The following is a 19,485-nucleotide window of genomic DNA, read 5'->3' on the forward strand; positions in this document are numbered from 1 at the left end:
CAATGATAATCATTAGATTGGCAATTGTATCTGCCCTGTCCCCGATGCTGGTCGGCGCCAGCGCGACAGCGGCGGAGATCGACGGTAACTGGGTGCGTGGCGACGGCAAGGCAAAAGTGCTGATCGCGCCGTGTGGTGAAAAAATATGCGCCACAAACACCTGGATCAAACCCGGCACGCCGAAGGAAAAGACCGGCGACCGCCTGATCATGGACATCAAGCAGAGCGAAGCGGGCATCTATTCCGGCACCGCCTTTGATCCTCAGCGGGACAAATCCTACAGGATAACGGTGACACTTTCCGGCAATAACATGACCACGAAGGGCTGTATCGTCGCCGGCCTTCTGTGCAAGGGCATAAGCTGGACCCGGATCGACTAGCGCAGATCACGCGCCGTTCCATCCATTAGTTCCATTGTCTTCCGAACGAAAAAACACTCGCCGTCTTCTCAATGCCCGGCAAAGGAAAACACCGATGAAGACCTATTTCGCAGCCTATTTTTTCACGCTCGTCGCCTTTCTGGTGATCGATTTCATCTGGCTGAGCACCATGGCGTCGCGTCTTTACCGCCCGGCCATCGGCGATCTTCTGGCGGAAAATTTCCGGCTCGCTCCAGCGGTCGTCTTCTATCTCATCTACGCTGGCGGCCTCACCTTTCTCGCCGTGCGCCCCGCCCTGCTTTCCGGTGAATGGACGACGGCGCTGCTTTACGGCGCGATTGTCGGCTTCATGGCCTACGCGACCTATGATCTGACCAATCAGGCCACGTTGAAGAACTGGCCAACCACCCTCACCATCGCCGATCTTCTTTGGGGAACCTTCGTTTCCGCAGCTGCGGCCATCATCGGCTATCTCGTCACGGTGCGCCTCCTCGGCCCACTGGAAAATTCGGCGGGCATATCATGACGACGCTTCCTCTCGGCTACGGCGTAAGTGGGGCCCTCCTGTGGCCCCCACATCATGAACTTCCTCTTCCTCATCCCTTGTCTTCGTGTGAAGGACGACCTTATAAAGGAAGCGCAGCAAGGAAGGTTCGAATGCAGGGCACAGAGATCGCAAGCCTAATCAACCGTGTCGGCATGGGTGATCGTTCAGCATTCGTCTCGCTCTATCAGGCAACCAGTCCGAAGCTTTTCGCGATCTGCCTGAAAATCCTGCGTGACAGGACCGAAGCCGAAGAGGCGCTGCAGGAAATCTACATCAAGGTCTGGCAGCGCGCCCGCACATTTGCCGCAAGCGCCGGCAAGCCCGCAACATGGCTTGCCGCCATCGCCCGCAACCATGCGATCGATACGATCAGGGCGCGCAAGCCCCTCAACGACGACATCGACGACGCCTATGACATCGCCGACGACAGCATCCGCAATCCGGAGCAGCAGATCGTGCTGGCCGACGAGGGTCGCCGGATCGACAATTGCATGCGGGAACTGGAAACGGTTCACGCGCAGGCGGTACGCCGGGCCTATGTGGAAGGCTTGAGCTATATCGAACTCGCCGAGGAATTGCGGGTGCCGCTCAACACGATCAGAACCTGGCTGAGACGCAGCCTTCTCAAACTCAGAGAGTGCATGCAACGATGACGACGGGCGAACACAGCGACGGCATGCATTCGCGCGACGAAATCCTCGCCGGCGAATATGTGCTTGGCGTGCTGTCGGTCGAAAAGCGTCGCGAACTCGAGCGGCGCATGGAGAACGACAAAGCCTTCGCCCAGCTCGTCCAGCGCTGGGAGGCGGAATTCTCCGACTTCAATGCCGATTACCAGGAACAGGTGCCGAGCGCGACCATTCTTGCCCGCATCGAGGAGCGTCTGTTCGGCGCCAGGCATATCAATACCAATGGCAGCCTGTGGAGTTCGGCATCCTTCTGGCGGTGGATATCGGTCGCCACCAGCGCGACTGCCGTAGCGGCGGTCGTCTACGCCGCATTTCCCGAGAGATGGCAGGAAACCACACCGCTGGTGGCCGAACTCGCGACAACCGACAGTCAGGTCAACCTGCTTGCCTCCTACGATGCGGAATCGGGACGGATGCGCATCGTTCCTGTCGCAACCGGCAAGACCGACGAGAAATCTCTGGAGTTGTGGCTCGTGATGGATGGCGGCAAGACCCGCTCGCTCGGCGTCTTCCAGCCCGGCGCAAATGGCGATCTGATCATTCCCGCCGATATGCGCGGCAATATCAGCGAAGGCACCACCTTTGCGATCAGCGTCGAGCCCTTTGGCGGCTCACCGACCGGTCAGGCGACCGGTCCCGTCATCGCCGTCGGCAGCGCGCGTCACCTGTGAGGTTATCAATCGATAGTTGGGAGTGATGCAGAAGAACCTGCCAGCCTCAATCCCATGCTGGGTTCTCATAGGCTGAAAGATCAGTCAGCTTCCTGCAGCCAACTAGCAACAGGAAAATAGAGGGGTCAATCAATCCCTTGCACCTACACCGCCAATATACGTGGCTCTACGAGTTACGACTTCTCATCCCACGTCATAGCGAAACGGGTTCCCTTCCCCAAATCCGGATGCGTACGCGTTTGCTCAACGCGAGCGCCGATATTCTGCGCCATCGCCATGATGAGCTTCGTGCCAAGGCCGGTGCCGCGGGGTTTTGATTCTGCCTTCGAACCGACGCCATCGTCTTCCACAACGAGAAAGAATTGTCCATTTTGTTCGGATAGACTGTCACGGACCGTACCCGTTTGACCGGGATAGGCATACTTAAGCGCATTGGTCAGAAGCTCGGTTATGATGACACCAAGCGCAACGGCATGGTCCGCATTCAGGTAAACCTCACATTGTTTCGACCGTTATGGAGGAAGATCCGGGCACGGCCTGAAACAGATCGCTGAAGATGGAGGTCAGATACGAACCGAGGGATACAGACCCACATTGGCTGTATTATACCGCAAAATGCCAGTTTTGCGCTCGACAGCATTTTCAACTGGAAATCGGCCCGGAATCGCGGGACAAGAATTACACCTTAAAGAGACGACAGGAAATTCCCATGGCCGCCACCGTCATCCCCGCCCCGAAACCCGTTCTCCTGCCCGTTGAGGGCACAGACGACATGTTCCCCGTGCGGCGGGTCTATTGCGTTGGTCGCAATTATGCCGATCATGCCATCGAGATGGGCCACGATCCCTCGCGCGAACCACCCTTTTATTTCCAGAAGAACCCGGACAATCTACTGCCCGCCGGCAGTGATTTCCCCTACCCGTCGCTATCGTCGAATGTGCATTACGAGGTTGAATGTGTTGTGGTTCTGAAAAGCGGCGGCGCAGATATTCCGGCGGACGAGGCGCTGAACCATGTCTGGGGTTATGCCGTCGGCATCGATATGACGCGCCGTGACCTGCAGGACGGGCTGAAGAAGATGGGCCGCTCCTGGGAGGGCGCCAAGGCGTTTGAATATTCCGCACCGGTTTCGGCCATCGTGCCAGCGGACAAGATCGGCCATCCCGCCACCGGCGCAATCTGGCTCGATGTCAATGGTGAACGCAAACAGACGGGCGATCTTGCTCAGATGATCTGGAAGGTGCCGGAAGTGATTGCCGAACTCTCCAAGCTCTTCACGCTTGCCGCCGGCGATGTGATCATGACCGGGACGCCGGCAGGTGTTGGTCCGATCGTGCGCGGCGATCACATCGAGTGTGGCGTTGATGGTGTTGGCAGGCTGTCGGTCACAGTCGCCTGATCGCTGCCGGCGCATAATCCAGAGGGAGAAACCGAATGCCGCTTTACCGCCTCGCCGACCGGGTGCCGCAAACCCCAGCAGCGGATCGTTACTGGGTCGCCCCCGATGCCAATGTCATCGGCTCGGTGACGCTCGGTGAAGATGTCGGCATCTGGTTCGGCGCGACATTGCGCGGCGATAACGAGCCGATCAGCGTCGGGCGCGGCACCAATATTCAGGAAGGGACGATGGTGCACAGTGATCCCGGCTTTGCTGCCACCATCGGCGAAATGTGCACCATCGGCCACCACGCCATCGTGCATGGTTGCAGCATCGGCGACAATTCGCTGATCGGCATGGGCGCGACGATCCTGAATGGTGCGAGGATCGGCCGCAACTGCCTCGTCGGCGCCAATGCGCTGGTGACGGAAGGCAAGGAATTTCCCGACAATTCACTGATTGTCGGATCGCCGGCGCGGGCCATCCGAACGCTGGATGACGAAGCCGTCGCCGGCCTGCGTCGCTCGGCCGAAAAATACATTGAAAACTGGAAGCGTTTTTCGAAGGATCTGGCGATTATCGAAGGATGAGCAATGGCGGGCAGCGATGCCCGCCCCGCAAACAAAACCTATGACGCACAATTGGCGCAGAGACCGCGAATCTCGATGGTGGTCTTTTCCGCCTTGAACTTGTTGTCCTTCACCCAGCGCTCAAGGCGGTGGTCGATCTCGTGATCATGGAACTCGGTCACCTGCCCGCAGGATTCGCAGATGGCAAATGCCACCGTTCCATGGTGTTGCGAGCAGCATTCGGCTTGAGTATGCGTGCAGGCGACGAAAGCGTTGAGGCTCTCAAGCCGGTGCACGAGACCGAATTCCACCAGCTTTTCCAGAGCCCGATAAACCTGCAGCGGCGCACGGAAACCATCGTCCCGCAGCTTGTCGAGGATCATATAGGCGCTAAGCGGCTGATGCGCGTTTGACAGGGCATTCATGACCAGCGACTGGTTTTTGGTAAGGTTCTGCTGGGTTTGCGCATTCATGGCTTGCCTCCTTCATCCGCGGAGCGGGAAAAACCCGGCGCCGGCAACAGGCTTATAACGAACAGGATCACCGCGGCAACCACGATGGAGGGGCCGGACGGCGTATCGTAAGTCAGCGAACCGAACAGGCCACCGATAACGGCGATAGCGCCGATCAGCGAAGCCACCACCGCCATCACCTCCGGCGTGGCGGAAAACCGTCTGGCGGTCGCCGCCGGTATGATCAGCAGCGAGGTGATCAGCATGATGCCAACCACTTTCATGGCAATGGCGATCACCAGCGCCATCAACAGTGTGAAGATAAACTTCGCACGTTCCGGGTTCAGCCCCTCGGCCTCGGCAAGCTCCGTATTGACGGTGGAAGCCAGCAACGACCGCCACAGGAAGACCATCGAGACGACGACCACCAGCCCACCGCCCCAGATCAGGGCGATATCGCTGCGGGTGACGGCAAGAATATCGCCGAACAGGAACGAGACGAGATCGATACGCACCCAGTTCATGAAGGCGACAATGACGAGGCCAATGGCGAGAGCCGAATGGGACAGGATGCCAAGCAATGCGTCAGACGATAGTGCCTGCCGCCGCTGCAGAAAAATCAGCAGGATCGAAACGGCCGACGCCACGAGAAAGACGCTGATGATGAGGTTGAGCTGCAACAGCAGCGAGAGTGCGACGCCAAGCAGCGCCGAATGGGCCATCGTATCCCCGAAATAGGCCATACGCCGCCAGACGACGAAACAGCCGAGAGGCCCGGCGGTGAGAGCAACGCCGATGCCAGCGACCATGGCGCGAACGAAGAAATCGTCAAACATGCCGTTCTCCCTGCCCGTGGTTCGAGGGTGCATGGTCCCCATGTTCATGACCGCAGCCGCATTCGCCATGGTGATCATGATGGTGATCGTGAGAATGGGCGTGATGGTGGCCATCTTCAGGATGGCAATGATCGGTCACCGAACCATCCGAGTGCTGTACCCGGCCATCGGGCAAATGGGTGTGATCGTGGTGGTGGCTGTAGACGGCAAGCGCCTTGGCGGCAGAACCGCCGAACAGCCGCATATATTCCGGGCTCTGGCTCACCGCCTGCGGTGTTCCCCGGCAGCAGACATGCCCGTTCAGGCAGATCACGGTATCGGTTTCCGCCATCACCACATGCAGGTCATGCGAGATCAACAAAATTCCGCAATTATTTGAATTTCTGATATTTTTTATCAGATCATAGAGCGCGATCTCGCCGGAGAAATCCACGCCCTGCACGGGCTCGTCGAGAACCAGCAGATCGGGCTTGCGGGCGATGGCGCGAGCCAGAAGCGCGCGCTGGAACTCGCCGCCGGACAGATGCTGCACCTCGGCATTGGCAAGATGCGCAATGCCTGTCGCATTCAGCGCCGCGTCGATCTCGCGCGCGGGCAGCGGCCCGGTCAGCGTCATCAGCCGGCGCACCGAAAGCGGCATGGTCCAGTCCACCGAAAGCTTCTGCGGCACATAACCGACGCGCAGGCCGGCAATGCGCGAGACCTCCCCTTCGCTCGGTTTCAAGACGCCGATCGCCATTTTCGCGCTGGTGGATTTGCCCGAACCGTTCGGGCCGATCAACGTGACGATCTCACCTTTGCTGACGGAAAACTCCACGCCGCGCACCAGCCAGCGGCCATTGCGCTGCACGCCGGCATTGGCAAGGGAAACCAGTATATCGTTACCCTGACGGGCGGAATGAAGCATGGGATTGTCCGTTCGGCGATGTTGCCTACCGCTATTGCATACGTTATAGAGTTACGCAATAAATGTAATAACATAACTATACTTCTTCAAGTGGAGTGCATTTCATGAAATCGATCCTGATCCCGCTCATGGCGTCGGTGGCAATAGCGGCCGCCGCTTCGGGCGCCACAGCCGCGCCCGATGTCGTGGTCTCGATCAAGCCCGTCCACTCCCTCGTCGCGGCCATCATGCGCGGCGTGGGTGAGCCGCAGCTTATCGTCGAAGGTGCTGCCTCGCCGCATACCTATAATCTGCGGCCATCCAATGCTCGCAGGCTGGAAAAGGCCGATCTGGTATTCTGGGTCGGGCCGGGGCTGGAAGCTTTCCTGGAAAAGCCGCTGGAGGCACTGGCCAGCAAGGCGACGGTGGTGGAACTGGAAGATGCCAAGGGTCTGGAAAAGCTGCCTTTCCGTGAAGGCGGCCCCTTCGAGGCACACGACCATGGCGAAGAAGGCCACGAGGACCATGCGGATGGCGAGGCGGCCCACGACCATGGCCATGACCACGGCGACCACGACCATGAGCACGGCGCTTATGATACTCATCTCTGGCTCGATCCGGCCAACGCCAAGGCGATGGCGCAGACGATCGAAACCGCATTGATTGCGGCCGATGCCGGCAATGCCGCAACCTATCAGGCCAACACCAAAAAGCTGATCGACGATCTGGATGCACTCGACACGGAACTGGCTGAAACGGTCAAGCCGATCAAGGAGAAGCCGTTCATCGTCTTTCACGACGCCTATCAATATTTCGAGCATCGTTATGGCGTGAAGACGGCGGGGTCGATCACCGTCAGCCCCGAGACCCTGCCCGGCGCAGATCGCGTCAAACAGATGCAGGAGAAGGTTCGTCAACTGGGCGCAACCTGTGTTTTCGCCGAACCGCAATTCGAGCCGAAACTGATCTCGGTCATCACCGAAGGCACGGCGGCGAAGTCTGCGACGCTCGATCCGGAAGCGGCAACGCTGGAGCCCGGTCCAGACCTCTATTTCAAGCTGATGCGCGGCATTGCCGGCTCACTGAAGGATTGCCTGTCCTGATCCGGAACGGCGCCGGGCTCCTTACGGCTTCGGCGCCATGGAAGACCAGACCGGCTCGCTGACGCTCTGCAGGGTTTCCGGCGGTGCGCCGTTGATGCGCGCCAGAAGGGCTTTCGCAAGCTCCCTGCCCGCCAGCTTGATATCCTCGTTGACGGTATGGATTTGCGGCTTGATCCAGTTCAGGAACTCGGCAGACTGTTTCGAGACGATATCGATATCCTCACCGATCTTGACACCCGCCGCTTCAAAGCCCGCCACCAGCGCGATGGTGCTGCTGCCGCTGATCGACACGATACCATCGGGGCGATCATCCGATTGCATCAGCCTCTCGCCGAAATCACGGATTTTTTCGAGCGGCGTCTCGATTGTGACGACATCGATGGGAAATTCGGCAAGGCCGAAATCCCTGATCCCCCGATTGAACCCCTTGCGCGCGTGATCGTGGTAAGAAAATCGCGATGGCGGCATGATCACGGCAATCCTTTTGCGCCCGCATTGCGCCAGCCGCTCGACTGCCTCGTAGGCGTAAGCCTCATTGTCGAAATCGTGAAAGGCATGTTCGATGCCCATATCCGAACGCCCATGGGTGACGAAGGGCATGTTGCGCTCCGTCATGAAACGCACGCGCGGATCGTTCGGCTCGATTTTCGAAATAATGACCCCATCCGCCGAGCCGGTCTCGAGAATATAGCGGATCGGCACCATGGAATCCTTGGCGTGGATATGCGGCGTGACGACGAGATGATATTGCGTGCTGGAGAGGACCTCGGTGATGCCGAACACCATCTGGCTGGTGAAACCCATCAGCTCTTCATCGACACTCAGCACCAGCGCAATGACATTGGTCTTGCCAGTACGAAGCCGCACGCCAGCGCGGTTCGGCTGGTAGCCGATTTGCCGGGCGATCAGCCGCACGCGCTCCTTGGTCTCGGCGCCGATATCGGGCGCATCCTTCAATGCACGCGACACCGTGGTGATGCCAAGACCCGTCATATAGGCAATGGTCTTCAAGGTCGGGCGCTCGCCCGTCGTCGCGGGGATGTCGCCTCCGCCGGATTTACCAGTATCGTTCATGTCATTTCGCCACGCTTTACCGAACGATAATCATAGATAGCTTTTGCGCTGTTGCAAAGGCAAACGTCCCTTCGCACAGTTCGGTCTCATCCGATCATGCCTCGATTCAGCTATAACGATGCAGGTGCAGAAAATATTTCCGCCCATGAGACCGCTCCTGCAGCCATGAAACCCATGTTTCTTCAACATACCAAACTTAATTATTTAAATTAAAAAATAAACATAATTAATTGATATATAAATCAAAAATATCGAATTATAAAAACAAGACCACTTCCTCACCGTGTAGCGTTGATGACGGACGCTTTTAACCTCACAAGTCGGCAATCAAAGGCATGACGGCACGTTTGTTTTACGGTAACGTTGCCGGAGAGAGGAAATTGTGAAGCGGAGCGAACCGGCAAAAGCCGTTTTGCCGGCATCCAGTTCCCCCAGATTCTGACACAAGCCTGCTTCATAATGCCGGCCTGTCTTCTTCGAATTCATATATGCAGGGTCCGAACATGATCTCTTCCTCCACGCCCGAAACCACCATCGATCTGGCCGGGCTCTGGCGCCTCACATCGGTGGACGGAGATCATGCCACCGAGCTTTCCGTTCCAGGCGATATTCATACCGCGCTCAAAAACGCCGGCATCATTCCCGACCCCTATCACGGTGCCAATGAAAACGCGGTGCAATGGGTGGCGCAGCGGGACTGGATCATTGAGCGCACATTCATCCTCGATGAGGCCGATGCCAGCTGGTATCTCGATATCGATTATCTCGACACCGTTGCCATCGTCTTCGTCAACGATATCCCGGTCCTGAGCGCCGACAATTGTTTCCGCCGTTACCGCCCCGATATTTCGCGCGCCGTGCGGCCAGGCGAGAACACCATCCGCATCCATTTCCATTCCAACATCGTGGCCGGCGCAGAGCGACAGGCGCGGCAGCCCTTTTATATTCCCTATCACCCGGGCAATTCGCCGATCGCCAATGGCAACATGCTGCGCAAGCCGCAATGCCATTTCGGCTGGGACTGGAACATCGCCATTGCGCCGCTCGGCCTTTATGGCAAAATCCTGCTGAAGCGCCTCGATACGGCCCGCATCGAGCATGTCGTCACCTCGCAGCACCATGTCGAAGGCGGCGTCGAGCTGCATGTGGCCGTCACGCTTTTTGCCGAAGGCCCGGCAAGCCTGCCGGTCTATCTCTCCCTCAACGATGAAAGGCTGCGGCTCGATTGTGGTGTCGGCGCAGGCGAGACGGTGGTGCGCCACGTCTTCTTCGTGGAGAACCCCGCGCTATGGTGGCCAGCGGGCAGCGGCGAACAGACGCTCTATACGCTCGCGGTAGAATTGCCCGACGAAACCGTCACCCGTCAGATCGGCTTCAGGACCATCGAACTGCTGACGGACAAGGATGAGGCCGGCAGCCGCTTCGCCTTCCGCATCAATGGCCGGGAAATCTTCTGCCGTGGCGCCAACTGGATTCCATCAGATGCGCTTTATTCGCTGACCAGCCGGGAAAAGACCGAAGACCTCCTCTGCTCCGCCGTCGAGGCCAACATGAACATGATCCGTGTCTGGGGCGGCGGATTTTATGAGGAAGACTGGTTCTACGATCTCTGCGATCGTCTCGGCCTGCTGGTCTGGCAGGATTTCATGTTCGCCTGCAATCTTTATCCCTGCAGCGAAGACTTTCTCGACAATGTCGAACACGAGGTCGATTATCAGGTGAAACGCCTGTCCTCGCATGCCTCCATCGCGCTCTGGTGCGGCGATAATGAGCTGGTGGGGGCGCTGACCTGGTTCGATGAATCCCGCAACAATCGCGACCGTTATCTCGTCGCCTACGACCGCCTGAACCGCACTATCGAAAGAGCCCTGAAAAAAGCCGCCCCCGAAGCGCTCTGGTGGCCCTCCAGCCCCGCCTCCGGTTATCTCGATTATGGCGATGCCTGGCATGCCGATGGTTCCGGTGACATGCATTACTGGTCCGTCTGGCACGAGAACAAGTCATTCGACAATTACCGGTCGGTCAAACCGCGTTTCTGCTCCGAATTCGGTTTCCAGTCCTATACATCCATGCCCGTCATCCGCACCTATGCGGAAGACAGGGACATGAACATCGCCTCCCCGGTCATCGAGCTGCACCAGAAGAATGTCGGCGGCAATGAACGGATCGCCGGCACCATGTTCCGTTATTTCCGCTTCCCCAGGGATTTCGAGAACTTCGTCTATCTGAGCCAGGTCCAGCAGGCGCTGGCCATCCGCACGGCTGTCGATTACTGGCGCTCATTAAAGCCCCATTGCATGGGCACGCTTTATTGGCAGCTGAACGACACATGGCCGGTCGCCTCGTGGTCGAGCCTCGATTATGGCGGCGGCTGGAAGGCGCTGCATTATGCTACTCGCCGCTTTTTCCAGCCGGTCACGGTCTCGGCCATTCCCTCCAGGGATGGACGACAGGTGAGCTTTTCCATGGTCAACGACACGGCGGAAGACGTCGAGATCGACATGAACATCGTTGCGCTGACCATGGACGGCAACCGCGTGCCGCTGAAATCCGCCAACGGCACATGCGCGACGGATAAGGCCGCGACGCTGACTGAAATCGACATGGACAGCCTGCCGGATGGCGCCATCCTTGCGTGGAGCTTCATTGCCTCCAACGGCATGACCGGTGAAGGCCATCATGTGCGCGACACCTACAAGGCGCTGGAGCTTCAGCCCGCCGGGTTGGAACTTTCCGTCGGCCCGTTGAAAAACGGCCAGTTTGAAATCGATGTCACCGCTGCCGGTCTCGCCCTCTTCGTCATGCTGGAGGCAGACCAGCCGGGAAGGTACTCCGACAACCTCTTCGATCTTTCCGCCGGCGAAACGCGTCGCATCATCTTCACACCGAAGGCGGACGGCCCCCAGCCGCATTTCCGCATCTTCGATCTTCATACCTGCCAATCATCGCCCAATCCCGGCATTGAAACCATGCGGCGAAAGGCATAACCATCCCTCTCGGGAATGACAGGTGCGCCCGCGCCTGTCTTCATCGGTTCAAAGGGTTGCCGGGTTCTCCGGCAGCCAGTCATCAGCAAGTGGAGGAAGACCCATGGTTTGGCAACCGGCCGAAAACCGATACGCGTCCATGAAATACAATCATTGCGGCAAGACCGGCCTAAAACTGCCGGCGATTTCGCTGGGGCTCTGGCACAATTTCGGCAACGACACGCCGCACCAGACGAAACAGGCCATCTGCCGCCGTGCCTTCGATCTCGGCATCACCCATTTCGATCTCGCCAATAATTATGGCCCGCCGCCCGGTAGCGCCGAAACCGCCTTCGGTGAAATCCTGAGGACCGATTTTGCCGGCTATCGCGACGAGATGATCATCTCCTCCAAGGCCGGTTACAACATGTGGCCCGGCCCCTATGGCGAATGGGGCAGCCGCAAATATCTGATCTCCTCCTGCGACCAGAGCCTGAAGCGCATGGGGCTGGATTACGTCGATATCTTCTATTCCCACCGTTTCGACCCCAACACACCGCTTGAGGAAACCTGCGGCGCGCTGGACCAGATCGTGCGCTCGGGCAAGGCGCTTTACGTCGGCATCTCGTCCTATAATTCGAAGCGCACCCGCGAGGCCGCCGCCATCCTGAAAGATCTCGGCACGCCCTGCATCATCCACCAGCCGAGCTATTCGATGATCAACCGCTGGATCGAGGAAGACGGTCTGGTCGATACGCTGGAAGAGCTGGGCATCGGCTCCATCGTCTTCTCACCACTGGCGCAGGGCATGCTGACGACAAAATATCTGGGCGGCGTGCCGGATGGCAGCCGAGCATCGCAGAGCAAGTCGCTGAACCCGGCCTTCCTCAACGAACGCAATGTCGAAAACATCCGCGCGCTCAACCGCATTGCCGAGCGACGCGGCCAGACGCTGGCGCAGATGGCGATTGCCTGGGTGCTGCGTGGCGGCCGCATCACCTCGGCGCTGATTGGCGCAAGCCGTGTCGAACAGGTCGAGGATTGCGTGAAGGCGCTCGACAATGCCGAGTTCTCCACCGAGGAGCTTGCGGAAATCGACGGTTACGCCAAGGATGCGGATATCAACCTCTGGGCAAAATCCGCCGAACGGGTCTGATACAGAAACGGTCGCCCGGTCCGCCGGGCGGCCTGCTCGCTCCGAAACTGAGCCAAAAATCTCAAAATAAAAGATTAACTTCCTCCCCTAACCATTAACAACCATTACATAAATGTAATTTTAAATTCAGTTTCCGTTCATTCGTTTATTCGTAAGTTCTTCTCATCGAAACCCGAGAGGAAACTTCCATGAAAAAGTTCGTCACCATTCTTCTGGCAGCCACCGTTCTTGCAGCTCCGATGGCTCAGGCGCAGAGCCGTCACGACGATCGCCACCGCGGCGTCACCGTCGAGCGTCAGATCACCACCAAGAAAGTCATCGTCAAGAAGCACCGCTGGGATCGTGGCCAGCGCCTCTCGGCCCGTGAGCGCCGCCAGATGGTGGATCGCCGTGATTATCGCCGTTACCGTCTTGCCGAGCCGCGCCGTGACCAGCGCTGGGTACGCGTCGACAACCAGTTCCTGCTTATCAACGCTGTGAGCGGCCTCATCGTCGGCCTCGCCGCCGCCCGCTGATCCAAGGCACCGGATGGAATAAAAAAGGCCCGCTTACGCGGGCCTTTTGTCATTTATCGTCTCAGCCGATCAGAAACTGTCGGCGCCGCTACCCCATGGGCCGTGCGGCTTGTCGACACCATCGGTGCGTTCAAAACCATGCGCACCGAAGAAGTCGCGCTGCGCCTGAATGAGGTTGGCGCTGCCGCGGCCACGGCGATAGGCATCGAAATAACCGAGTGCCGAAGCCAGCGCCGAAACCGGCAGGCCCGACAGGACGGCGTAGGAAACCACACGACGCAGCGGCGCGTCGGTATCCTTGACGATGCCGGAGAAGGCAGGCGTCACGATGAGGTTGGCCACATGCGGGTCCTTGGTGAAGGCCGAAGTGATCTCATCGAGGAATTCCGAGCGGATGATGCAGCCGGCGCGCCAGATGCGGGCAATCGTCGGCATCGGCAGGTTCCAGTTGAACTCCTTCGATGCCGCCGACATGATGGCGAAGCCCTGCGCATAAGCGCCGACCTTGGCGGCCAGCAGCGCGCTTTCCAGATCGGCGATGAAGGCCTTTTTGTCGGCAGGTGTCGCTGCGAGGGTCGGCAGGCCGAAGATCTTTTCGGCAGCTTCACGCTCGTCCTTCTGCGAGGACAGGATACGGGCAGCTACGGCAGCCTCGATCGCGGTTGCGGCAACGCCCATGTTCTGCGCTTCGATGACCGACCACTTGCCGGTACCCTTCTGGCCGGCCTTGTCGAGGATCAGATCGACCATCGGCTTGCCGGTGATCGGATCGGCGGCGCGCAGAACCTTCTCGGTGATTTCGATCAGGTAGGAATTGAGACGGCCCTTGTTCCATTCGGCGAACACATCGGCGATCTCGGCAGCGCTCATGCCAAGGCCATCACGCAGGATGCCGTAGATTTCGGCGATCATCTGCATGTCGGCATATTCGATGCCGTTATGGATGGTCTTGACGAAATGGCCGGCGCCGTCATTGCCGAGCCATGCCACGCACGGATCGTCATTATACTTGGCGGAAATGGAGGTCAGCACCTTTTCGACGCGCTTCCAACTGTCCTCGGTGCCACCGACCATGATCGAAGGTCCGTGACGCGCACCTTCTTCACCGCCGGAGACGCCCATGCCGATAAAGGTCAGGCCGCTATCCTTCAGATTGTCGAAACGGCGGATCGTATCGCGGAAATTGGCATTACCGGCGTCGATCATGATGTCGCCATTGGCGAGATGGGGTTTCAGGATTTCCATCTGCTGGTCGACCGGATCGCCGGCCTTGATCATGATGATGATCGGGCGCGGAGGGCGAATGGCGGCGACGAATTCCTCGATGGTTTCGCAGGGAATGATCTGGCCCTGCAGTTCGCCCGCATCGGCGTAGAATTTTCGTGTAACTTCCGGGGTTCGGTTGAATACGGCAATCTTGTTGCCCTTTTCCGCGATGTTCAACGCCAGGTTCGAGCCCATGACGCCGAGACCGATCAAACCGATTTCTGCCTGTTCCACGGATGTGCCTCCATCTTGCTTTTAGGTGGTCGTGTTGTGGCACTGTAATAGGCAAACGGCAAGGCTAGGGGCGACTGAAACGATTAAATTTTGATGACGCAAGTCAGCTTTGCATATTTGCGACAGGTCGAGGCCGGTCCAGGGCTGACATTTGCGCTTCCCGTTTAAGAAGGCCGGGGATGATCGTCGCCGTCATCTATCGCCCGCCAGGCCGCCCCGTCCATATCGTCATATTGGCCTGAACGAACCGACCAGAGAAAGGCGAAAAGCCCCAGCGCGCCGAGGAACAATGCGACCGGAATGAGATAGATCAGCATGTTCATGCCAGTTGCGCCCCCTCGCCCGCAAATCCTGCGTTCGCTTCATTTTGAGGACGGACAGTGTCAACCGCACCGGCAAGGCGCAAGGCATTGGCGACGACAATCAGCGACGATGTCGACATGGCGATGGCCGCGATCATCGGCGTGGCATAGCCGGCAATCGCGATCGGCACGGCAACGAGATTATAGCCTATGGCGAGGGCGAAGTTCTGCCGGATAAGCTTTCCGGCCCGCCGCGATGTCTCAATCGCGAAGGGCACGGCATCGAGATCCTCCTGCATGAACACAAAATCGGCAGCCTGCCGGCCAATATCGGCGGCGGTGGCGGGCGCCATGGAAACATGCGCGGCGGCAAGCGCCGGCGCGTCGTTGATACCGTCTCCCACCATCAGCACCCTCCGACCCTCAGCAGCCAGCTCGGCGCAGCGCGCCGCCTTGTCCTTCGGCGACAGGTCCGCACGCCAGTTGCCGATCCCCAGCCGCTGCGCCATGGCGCTGACGGCAGCAGCCCGGTCACCAGAGACGATTTCCTGCACAAGGCCCCGCACTGAGAGATGACGCAAAGCCGCAACCGCACCCGCGCGCGGATTATCCTCGAAGCCGAAGCTCGCCAGATGCCGACCATCAAGTGACAGCACCACTTCCGACCGCGCATCGCCATTGTCGATCCCCACCTCATCGGGGCACGCGAAACGGCGATTGCCGAGCCGGTAGGTTCCGGCTTCTGTCTCCGCCTCAACACCCGACCCCGGTATTTCCCGTACCACTTCATAGGCCGGCAAGGCACCATTATAGGCGGCATGCAAGGCTTTCGAGAGAGGATGGCGCGAATGGGCAGCGAGCCCAGCCGCAATCGCCATGGTGGCGGGTTTCACATCTGTCTCGACCAGTCTCGGCTTGCCAACGGTCAGCGTGCCTGTCTTGTCGAACAGCACAGTATCAATTTCGGCCAGTCGTTCCATGGCCGAGCCTTCCTTGACCATGATGCCGTGCCGGAAGAGCCTTCCAGCCGCCACTACCTGCACGACGGGAACGGCAAGGCCGAGCGCACAGGGGCAGGTGATGATCAGCACCGCAATGGCGATCAGCATCGCCTGTTTCCAGTCGCCGCCGAAAATGCCCCAGCCAAGAAATGTCACCAGCGCAAGAAGATGCACGACGGGTGAATAATAGCTTGCGGCCCGGTCGGCGATACGGCGGTAACGCGCCCGCCCGCCTTCGGCCGCCTCCATCAATCCGATCACTTCCGACAGAAAGGAATCCTTGGCCGAGGCGGTCACACGTGCGGTGAGCGAACCGGTGAGGTTGAGCGTACCGGCCTGCAAGCTGTCGCCTGCCGTAACGCGGCGCGGCGCGCTTTCACCATTGACGATGGACATGTCGAGATCGCTGCTGCCACTTATGACCATAGCATCCACCGCCACCCGATCGCCTGGCGCAATCGCAATCGACATACCGGGCTGCACGTCACCGAGTTGGCGATACTCACGCGTTCCGTTCTCACCGATGACGGTCGCTCCGCGCGGTGAAAGTCGCGCAAGCCCGGCAATGGCAGAGCGCGCCTTGTCGCGCATGATGTGATCCAGTGTGCGGCCGATCAGCAGGAAAAACAGCAGCGACACGGTCGCATCGAACCAGACGTGTTCGCCATGGTGTATGGTTTCCCACAACGACACGGCATAGGAGAGCGTGATGGCAAGCGCGATCGGCACATCCATATTGGTGCGGCCGTGCTTCAGCGCATTCCAGGCCGATTGATAAAAGAAACGGCCGCCATAAATCAGCGCCGGCGCGGCGATCATCGCCGAAATCCAGTGGAACATGTCACGCGTCGCCGCATCGGCCCCGGACCAGACGGACACTGACAGCAGCATGATATTGGCGGATGCAAATCCGCACAGCGCCACCGCCCTTATCAGCTGCGAGCGCAACGCGTCCGAGGCATCCTGTCCGCTGGCGAAAAGATGTGTGCGGTATCCCGTCGACAGGATTGTACGGGCAATGTCGGCGGGATCGGTCCTGACACCATTGATCTCTTCCTTCCAGACAACCGCCACACGTTTGGACGACAGGTTCACCCGCGCCCGCTCCACTTGGCGGAGACGGGCGAGCGCTGTCTCGATGGTTGTGATGCAGGCGCCGCAATAAACATCCGGCACGCTGAGATCGGTCTGGCGCAACCCCTGCCCAAGATCGCGGCTCGCCAGCATCAGTTCCTCTGACGACGGCGGATTGACCGTCTCGCCGAGTTGCAGCGAACCCTCCGTTCCCGGTGCGCAGCAGCTCATAAACGCCCCCTGATAACGGCGATCCGCGTGCCCTCATGCACGATGATCCGGCCGTCCCTGATGGCCGTGACCTCGACGATCCACTGGCCCGGCAGCATGTCATGCGCGGCCGTAAACACACCGGTGGAAACCGGCTTCAGCTCCATGTCGAAATTCTGATGTTCGCCAACCGGCCGGCGGAAATGCATCGTCACAGTATCGGTCTCGACGGGGCCGCTCTCAGCATGAAACACCTCGTAACGCACGCTCTTTTCATCTACCACGAGCCTACCCTTGATGCCGGTTGCAGCCCGTGCCTTGGCGGCCTCGGCCTTGGCATTGAACTGCTGGCTGGCCACATAGGTGTTGGGCACGACAAGCCCGCTCCAGCTGGTAACCGCGTTCCAGGCCATGATCATGTTGACGGTGATGATGGTGCCGAAGAACAGCACCATGACACCGAGCATGTGCCAGCCGGTGAAAACAAAGCCGGATGCTTGGCGATTATTCACTGTCATTTTTTCACTCCCGGAGCATTAAAGACCGCATCGTAACGGGCCGTCTCGTGGCCGGCCGTATCGCTGACGATGAATTCGAAATTTTCCGCTGCCCGCGCGACGTCCTCGCCCGGCAGGGTGACGAACACCTTCAGCGTCGTCGCCTCGTCCGGCTCCACCGTCACCTCAAAGGCGCGCGCCGCCGTATCCGCCATGCCGTTTATCTTCATCACCGCATTCGGAAGGCCTTCTATCGTCAGGCTCATGGTGCGCGGCTGCGGCACCATGTTGAGGATGCGGACGGTATAGCCGTTGCGGATCGAACCATTCGATTCCAGCACATATTGCGGATTGCGGTCATGCAGGACATTCAGCGCCAGCCGCTCGCGCGTCACCAGCGCTACCAGCAGGCCAATGCCGACGGCGGCCCAGATTACCGTGTAAAGCAGCGTGCGCGGCCGGAAGACGATGCGCCAGTCGAAGTGGCGGATGCTCCTCTTGAAGCTGCCGTCCTCCTCGCGCACATTGGCTGGGCGGATGGAGTGCTCACCGTTGCCGGTCGCCAGCGCCATGTTGGACTGATATTCGGAGAGCGTCGCATAGGCGATCAGCCCGCGCGGCTTGCCGATCTTGTCCATCACCCCGTCACAGGCGTCGATGCAGAGCGCACAGGTGATGCATTCCAGCTGCTGCCCGTCCCTGATGTCGATGCCCATGGGACAGACCGCGACGCAGGCGTTGCAATCGACGCAATCGCCGATGCTCTCTCCGGCTGCGACGGCCTTTTTGGCATGCCGCGAACGCGGTTCGCCGCGCCAGTCATTATAGGTGACGACAAGCGAATTCTCATCCAGCATCGCCGCCTGAATACGCGGCCAGGGACACATATAGGTGCACACCTGTTCCCGCATCAGCCCGCCAAAGACATAGGTGGTGGCGGTGAGCGTGGCGACGGTCGAGTAGGCAATCATCGGCGCCTGCCCGGTCATGAACTGCATTGCCAGCGTCGGCGCATCGGCAAAGTAGAAAATCCAGGCGCCGCCGGTCAGGACGCCGATCACCAGCCAGATTGCATGTTTCAGCACGCGCTTGCGCAATTTGCCAAATGTAAAGGGCGCTGCATCCAGTTTCATCCGGGCGTTCCTGTCGCCTTCGATTGCCCGTTCGACGACCAGAAACAAATCGACCCAGACGGTCTGCGGACAGGTATAACCGCACCATGCGCGCCCGACGGCTGATGTGACTAGAAACAGCCCCAGCCCCGCCATGACAAGCAGCCCGGCAACAAAGAAGAATTCCTGCGGCCAGATTTCGATGAAGAAGAAATAAAAGCGCCGGTTGGCGATATCGATCAGCACGGCCTGATCCGGGGCATAAGGTCCCCTGTCCCATCGCAAAAATGGCGTCAGATAATAAATGCCGAGCGTGACCAGCATCACCAGCCATTTGAACCGCCGGAACCGGCCTTCAGCGCGCTTGGGAAAAATCTTCTTGCGCGCTTCGTAGAGCGGTTTGCGCGTTTTTGCCGAATTGACGGCTTCCGCCTCCAGCCTTTCGACGGGCTGTTGCGGGCGATCCTGTCCGGCGCGATAGATGTTCATGATAGGAGTCCATTTTTATCTCCTTGCTTTCTCCCACCTCACCGGCAAAACATCCTTGACTTACATCAAGTGACGACA

19 protein-coding genes and 1 pseudogene are annotated in these 19,485 nt (G+C 59.1%); 10 read left to right on the top strand and 10 right to left on the bottom strand.

Annotated elements, in window-relative coordinates:
• Positions 1–2 precede the first annotated feature (2 nt).
• From DXT96_RS05265 to DXT96_RS05280, 4 genes are all read left to right on the top strand, one after another.
• Positions 3–380 (top strand): DUF2147 domain-containing protein, encoded by a 378-nt coding sequence (locus DXT96_RS05265; RefSeq protein WP_153513726.1) that lies wholly within the window; start codon positions 3–5, stop codon positions 378–380.
• A gap of 94 nt (positions 381–474) precedes the next feature.
• Complete coding sequence (locus DXT96_RS05270) at positions 475–906, top strand: DUF2177 family protein (protein ID WP_149898503.1); 432 nt, start codon at positions 475–477, stop codon at positions 904–906.
• Between the two features lie 131 nt (positions 907–1,037).
• Entirely contained in the window at positions 1,038–1,580 is a 543-nt protein-coding gene (locus DXT96_RS05275; RefSeq protein WP_149898502.1) for a sigma-70 family RNA polymerase sigma factor, read from the top strand.
• Positions 1,577–2,287 carry an anti-sigma factor domain-containing protein gene (locus DXT96_RS05280; RefSeq protein WP_153513727.1) on the top strand — a complete coding sequence of 237 codons (711 nt, stop codon included), beginning with the start codon at positions 1,577–1,579 and terminating at the stop codon, positions 2,285–2,287. The genes DXT96_RS05275 and DXT96_RS05280 overlap by 4 nt, the downstream gene beginning before the upstream one ends.
• 173 nt (positions 2,288–2,460) lie before the next feature.
• Here DXT96_RS05280 and DXT96_RS27145 read toward each other — a convergent pair.
• Positions 2,461–2,895, bottom strand: a pseudogene (locus tag DXT96_RS27145) (sensor histidine kinase); the annotation flags it as partial.
• A gap of 101 nt (positions 2,896–2,996) precedes the next feature.
• On the opposite strand from DXT96_RS27145, the gene DXT96_RS05290 reads away from it, so the two are divergent.
• Both DXT96_RS05290 and DXT96_RS05295 read left to right on the top strand, forming a co-directional pair.
• Positions 2,997–3,686, top strand: coding sequence for a fumarylacetoacetate hydrolase family protein (locus tag DXT96_RS05290; protein ID WP_153513728.1), 690 nt, complete (start codon positions 2,997–2,999; stop codon positions 3,684–3,686).
• 35 nt (positions 3,687–3,721) lie between these two features.
• Positions 3,722–4,255 (top strand): gamma carbonic anhydrase family protein, encoded by a 534-nt coding sequence (locus DXT96_RS05295; RefSeq protein WP_149897595.1) that lies wholly within the window; start codon positions 3,722–3,724, stop codon positions 4,253–4,255.
• 38 nt (positions 4,256–4,293) lie between these two features.
• Here DXT96_RS05295 and zur read toward each other — a convergent pair whose 3' ends face one another.
• The 3 genes from zur to znuC are packed head-to-tail and all read right to left on the bottom strand — an operon-like array spanning position 4,294 to position 6,429.
• Complete coding sequence (gene zur / locus DXT96_RS05300; protein ID WP_149897594.1) at positions 4,294–4,707, bottom strand: zinc uptake transcriptional repressor Zur; 414 nt, start codon at positions 4,705–4,707, stop codon at positions 4,294–4,296.
• Positions 4,704–5,522 carry a zinc ABC transporter permease subunit ZnuB gene (znuB, locus tag DXT96_RS05305; protein ID WP_153513729.1) on the bottom strand — a complete coding sequence of 273 codons (819 nt, stop codon included), beginning with the start codon at positions 5,520–5,522 and terminating at the stop codon, positions 4,704–4,706. Before znuB ends, zur begins: the two co-directional genes overlap by 4 nt.
• Positions 5,515–6,429: a zinc ABC transporter ATP-binding protein ZnuC gene (znuC, locus tag DXT96_RS05310; protein WP_153513730.1), complete on the bottom strand. Its 915-nt coding sequence runs from the start codon at positions 6,427–6,429 to the stop codon at positions 5,515–5,517. Before znuC ends, znuB begins: the two co-directional genes overlap by 8 nt.
• 104 nt (positions 6,430–6,533) lie before the next feature.
• Between znuC and znuA the strand changes: the two genes are divergently transcribed.
• Positions 6,534–7,511 carry a zinc ABC transporter substrate-binding protein ZnuA gene (znuA, locus tag DXT96_RS05315; protein ID WP_153513731.1) on the top strand — a complete coding sequence of 326 codons (978 nt, stop codon included), beginning with the start codon at positions 6,534–6,536 and terminating at the stop codon, positions 7,509–7,511.
• A 21-nt stretch (positions 7,512–7,532) separates the two neighbouring features.
• Here the strand turns inward: znuA and DXT96_RS05320 are convergent, their stop codons facing one another.
• A complete protein-coding gene (locus tag DXT96_RS05320; RefSeq protein WP_153513732.1) occupies positions 7,533–8,585 on the bottom strand; it encodes a LacI family transcriptional regulator in 1,053 nt (350 codons plus the stop codon).
• Between the two features lie 488 nt (positions 8,586–9,073).
• Between DXT96_RS05320 and DXT96_RS05325 the strand changes: the two genes are divergently transcribed.
• The 3 genes from DXT96_RS05325 (at position 9,074) to DXT96_RS05335 (ending at position 13,222) form a co-directional block, all read left to right on the top strand.
• Positions 9,074–11,572, top strand: a complete 2,499-nt coding sequence (locus DXT96_RS05325; RefSeq protein WP_194287549.1) for a glycoside hydrolase family 2 protein — start codon at positions 9,074–9,076, stop codon at positions 11,570–11,572.
• A gap of 103 nt (positions 11,573–11,675) precedes the next feature.
• Positions 11,676–12,707, top strand: a complete 1,032-nt coding sequence (gene mgrA / locus DXT96_RS05330; RefSeq protein ID WP_153513734.1) for an L-glyceraldehyde 3-phosphate reductase — start codon at positions 11,676–11,678, stop codon at positions 12,705–12,707.
• A gap of 188 nt (positions 12,708–12,895) precedes the next feature.
• Positions 12,896–13,222, top strand: coding sequence for an RcnB family protein (locus DXT96_RS05335; protein WP_149897588.1), 327 nt, complete (start codon positions 12,896–12,898; stop codon positions 13,220–13,222).
• A 69-nt stretch (positions 13,223–13,291) separates the two neighbouring features.
• Here DXT96_RS05335 and gndA read toward each other — a convergent pair whose 3' ends face one another.
• From gndA to ccoG, 5 genes are all read right to left on the bottom strand, one after another.
• The gene (gndA, locus tag DXT96_RS05340) at positions 13,292–14,722 is read right to left on the bottom strand and encodes an NADP-dependent phosphogluconate dehydrogenase (protein WP_174372561.1); all 1,431 of its coding nucleotides are present in this window, start codon (positions 14,720–14,722) and stop codon (positions 13,292–13,294) included.
• A gap of 164 nt (positions 14,723–14,886) precedes the next feature.
• Positions 14,887–15,045, bottom strand: a complete 159-nt coding sequence (ccoS, locus tag DXT96_RS05345) for a cbb3-type cytochrome oxidase assembly protein CcoS (RefSeq protein ID WP_149897586.1) — start codon at positions 15,043–15,045, stop codon at positions 14,887–14,889.
• Positions 15,042–17,330: a cation-translocating P-type ATPase gene (locus tag DXT96_RS05350; RefSeq protein WP_153513735.1), complete on the bottom strand. Its 2,289-nt coding sequence runs from the start codon at positions 17,328–17,330 to the stop codon at positions 15,042–15,044. The genes ccoS and DXT96_RS05350 overlap by 4 nt, the downstream gene beginning before the upstream one ends.
• Positions 17,327–17,827 carry a FixH family protein gene (locus DXT96_RS05355; RefSeq protein WP_153513736.1) on the bottom strand — a complete coding sequence of 167 codons (501 nt, stop codon included), beginning with the start codon at positions 17,825–17,827 and terminating at the stop codon, positions 17,327–17,329. Before DXT96_RS05355 ends, DXT96_RS05350 begins: the two co-directional genes overlap by 4 nt.
• Positions 17,824–19,407, bottom strand: coding sequence for a cytochrome c oxidase accessory protein CcoG (gene ccoG / locus DXT96_RS05360; RefSeq protein WP_153513737.1), 1,584 nt, complete (start codon positions 19,405–19,407; stop codon positions 17,824–17,826). The genes DXT96_RS05355 and ccoG overlap by 4 nt, the downstream gene beginning before the upstream one ends.
• Between the last annotated feature and the right edge of the window lie 78 nt (positions 19,408–19,485).

The organism is Agrobacterium sp. ICMP 6402 (assembly GCF_009498615.1).
GTDB classification, from domain to species: Bacteria; Pseudomonadota; Alphaproteobacteria; order Rhizobiales; family Rhizobiaceae; genus Agrobacterium; species Agrobacterium burrii.